Raw genomic sequence first — 2,762 nt, 5'->3', positions numbered from 1 at the left:
CCCTCCAGGCGCGCACCGCCGAGTCCCACGAGCACCTGCGCCGGGCCGTCGACGGCGTCGAGCAGGCGGCCACCGCCTATGAGGAGGCGGCCGGCTCCAGCGCCGACCTCATCCGGGTGGCCTCGCTCGCCCGCGGGGAGAACGAGGCCGGCACGCCCCTGGCCACCTGGGTGCTGCAGGCCCGCTTCGAGGAGGTCCTCGTCTTCGCCAACGAGCGCCTGTCCCAGATGTCCTCCGGACGCTACGAGCTCATCCGGGTCGCCGAGGAGACCAGCCAGCGCCGGCGCCGCAAAGGGCTGGGCCTGGCCGTCGTCGACCACCTCGGTGACGAGCGTACCCGCGACCCCCGGACCCTCTCGGGCGGGGAGACCTTCTACGTCTCCCTGTCACTGGCCCTCGCCCTGGCCGACGTCGTCTCGGCCGAGTCCGGGGGCGTGAGCCTGGAGACCCTCTTCATCGACGAGGGCTTCGGCACCCTGGACGCCGACACTCTCCAAACGGTCATGGCCCAGATCGACCACCTGCGCGCCGGCGGGCGCACCGTCGGCATCGTCTCCCACGTGGCCGAGCTGCGAGACCAGATCGCCGAGCGCATCGCAGTGCGGCGCGTCGCCTCGGGCGGGTCCACCCTGAGGGTGACCGCCTGAAGCACTCGGCCACCAACGGGTCCGGGTCACAGCCACACCGAGACAGGACCGGCCCTCCACGCAATTACTGCTGCGATCCGTCCTGGCCCTCCGGGTTCGGGGCACCCTCCTGATCGGAGCCGCCTTCCTGGCCGGCTCCGTCCTGCGGCTCCTCCTGCTGATCGCCGGGCTGGTCGGATCCTCCCTGCTGGCCGCCTTCCTGGCCGATCGTTTTGTCCTTGACCGTGTTGAGGACACTGATGATGTCCTCGCGCCCGGGGAAGGGGACTCCCGACTGCAAACTGCTGAGAAGCTGATCGACAGCGCCGGTCCTGATCTGACCGACGAAGCCCTCGGCCTCCGCCACCGTGTGCTCCTTGAGCACACCCGCCCCGTAGTAGACGCCCGCGGCTGTCGCCGCCAGGGGCAGGAACAACGAGGCCAGGAACAGCAGCACCGCCGGGGACTTCGGCTTGGCCCGGGCCAAAGCCGCACAGGAGACGAAGAAGGCGATGAAGGCCAGCAGCGCTCCGCCAACGACCGCGCCGATCGGCGTCCAGTTCGGGGACCATGTCTGACTCGAGACGATCTCGAAGACGTGGAGAGTGGTCAGCAGCGTGTACGTCCCCCATCCCAGGAGCCCCGAGGCCACCAGCACCATGATGGTCCCCAACGGTAACGCAGCCGTACGACGGCGCTCGGGCGGTCGGGGAAGTGCCACCGGCCGTTCCGGCTCAGGCTCGTTCCAGGTCCGCTGCCCCGGCCCCCGAGAGGCCGCGGGGCGGACGGGCTCGGGATTGACATAGACGACCTGCGACTGCTGAACCGGCTCGGCCGGGTAGACGGCCTGGGCGGGCATGGCCATCGTCTGCGGCGCCTGCATGGGCTGAAGGACCTGAGTGTACTGGCTGCGCTGGTCGGGTGAGGCGGCCAGCTGCGGAGTTGACGTCGACGGCGGCAGGTAGCCCCAGCCCTCACCGCCCGGCGGCATGGCGATCGCCTCGGTGGCACCCGCCTGTGCCTCGGCCTCGGAGAGATCGATCCGCTCGGTCGGCCGTCCGCGGTCGACGACCGCATCCACCTCGGCGTCGTCGTCGAACTGCGGCCCACGGGAGAGAGGACGGGACACGATGAGGCTCCTTGCCGGAAGGTATCGATGAGGTCTCTACGGCCACGAGGCTACGCCACCAACGCCCCCGGCACGAGACACCCCGGGACTCGTCGAGAACCTCACAGCTCCGCCCCCACTCCACCGTCAGGACACGATGTCCTTGGTCGAGCGGATGGTCTTGATGATGTCCTCGCGCCAGGGGATCTGGACACCCATGCCCTCGACCCTGCCGAGCACCGCGTCGACCTGTTCGGGCTCCACCCTGCCGGCGTACTCCAGGGCCTGCCCCATGGTGCGGTCCCCCAGCGCCGAGACTCCGTAGTGGACTCCGGCTGCCATCGCGGCCGCGGGAAGAACCAGGGACGCCAGGATGAGCACGGCCGCCATGGTCTTGGGACGGGATCTGAGCACTGCGACAATGGAGACGACGAATGCGACAAGAGCCAGGAGGGCGCCAGTCACCACCGCAATGACCGACGGCCAACTGATGAGTCCCTCTCCGTGGAAAACCACGTCGAAGACTCGGATCGATGCCAAAAAGACGTATGTCCCCCCGCCCAGAAGCGCACAGGCCAGGGCCACCATGACGATCCCCACCCACAAGGCCCTGGAACGCCGGGGCTCAAAGGCCGGTACTCCGACCACGGCGGGAGTCAGCGCCCCCACCACCGGGTTCTCCGAGCTCTCAAAGGTGTGGCCGTCTCCAGGAAGAGCGCCTTGAGCCGGTACGCCGGCAGCTCCCGAAGAAGGGGCATACGGGGATGAGGGGATAGACACGGGACACGCTCTCAGGAATCGGGATATGGCGGAGCCGGGCTCGCTCCAGCGATACTTAGGATGCCGCATCCTTGTGCGTCCGGGACACGGGAAGGCCTCCCCATGAGGGGCATCCGATCACTTTCAGCGCACCACGAGCGCCGAACGCGGAGCCAGGACCACATGCCCCGTGCACGCCTTGCCGGTCAGGAGATCGGTGCCCACGATCCCGGCCACCTCGGCGGCCCGGTCGCCGTGGTTGAGGAGGA

4 protein-coding genes are annotated in these 2,762 nt (G+C 69.1%); 1 reads left to right on the top strand and 3 read right to left on the bottom strand.

Annotated features, from left to right (window positions below; all coding sequences use genetic code 11):
• On the top strand, positions 1-647 hold a 647-nt coding region (locus RWR81_RS13475; RefSeq protein ID WP_314458215.1), incomplete at its 5' end, for an SbcC/MukB-like Walker B domain-containing protein.
• A gap of 64 nt (positions 648-711) precedes the next feature.
• Here RWR81_RS13475 and RWR81_RS13470 read toward each other — a convergent pair.
• The 3 genes from RWR81_RS13470 to RWR81_RS13460 form a co-directional block, all read right to left on the bottom strand.
• The gene (locus RWR81_RS13470) at positions 712-1,755 is read right to left on the bottom strand and encodes a hypothetical protein (RefSeq protein ID WP_314458214.1); all 1,044 of its coding nucleotides are present in this window, start codon (positions 1,753-1,755) and stop codon (positions 712-714) included.
• 126 nt (positions 1,756-1,881) lie between these two features.
• Entirely contained in the window at positions 1,882-2,514 is a 633-nt protein-coding gene (locus RWR81_RS13465) for a hypothetical protein (protein ID WP_314458213.1), read from the bottom strand.
• A 123-nt stretch (positions 2,515-2,637) separates the two neighbouring features.
• Positions 2,638-2,762, bottom strand: a 125-nt coding sequence (locus tag RWR81_RS13460; RefSeq protein ID WP_314458216.1) for a Beta-galactosidase C-terminal domain, incomplete at its 5' end; no start/stop codon positions are given.

Origin of the sequence: uncultured Actinomyces sp. (assembly GCF_963526355.1) — a bacterium.
In the GTDB taxonomy this organism is placed as follows: Bacteria; Actinomycetota; Actinomycetes; order Actinomycetales; family Actinomycetaceae; genus Actinomyces.
The sequence above is the reverse complement of the archived record's forward strand: the minus strand, read 5'-3'. Positions and strand labels throughout refer to the sequence as shown.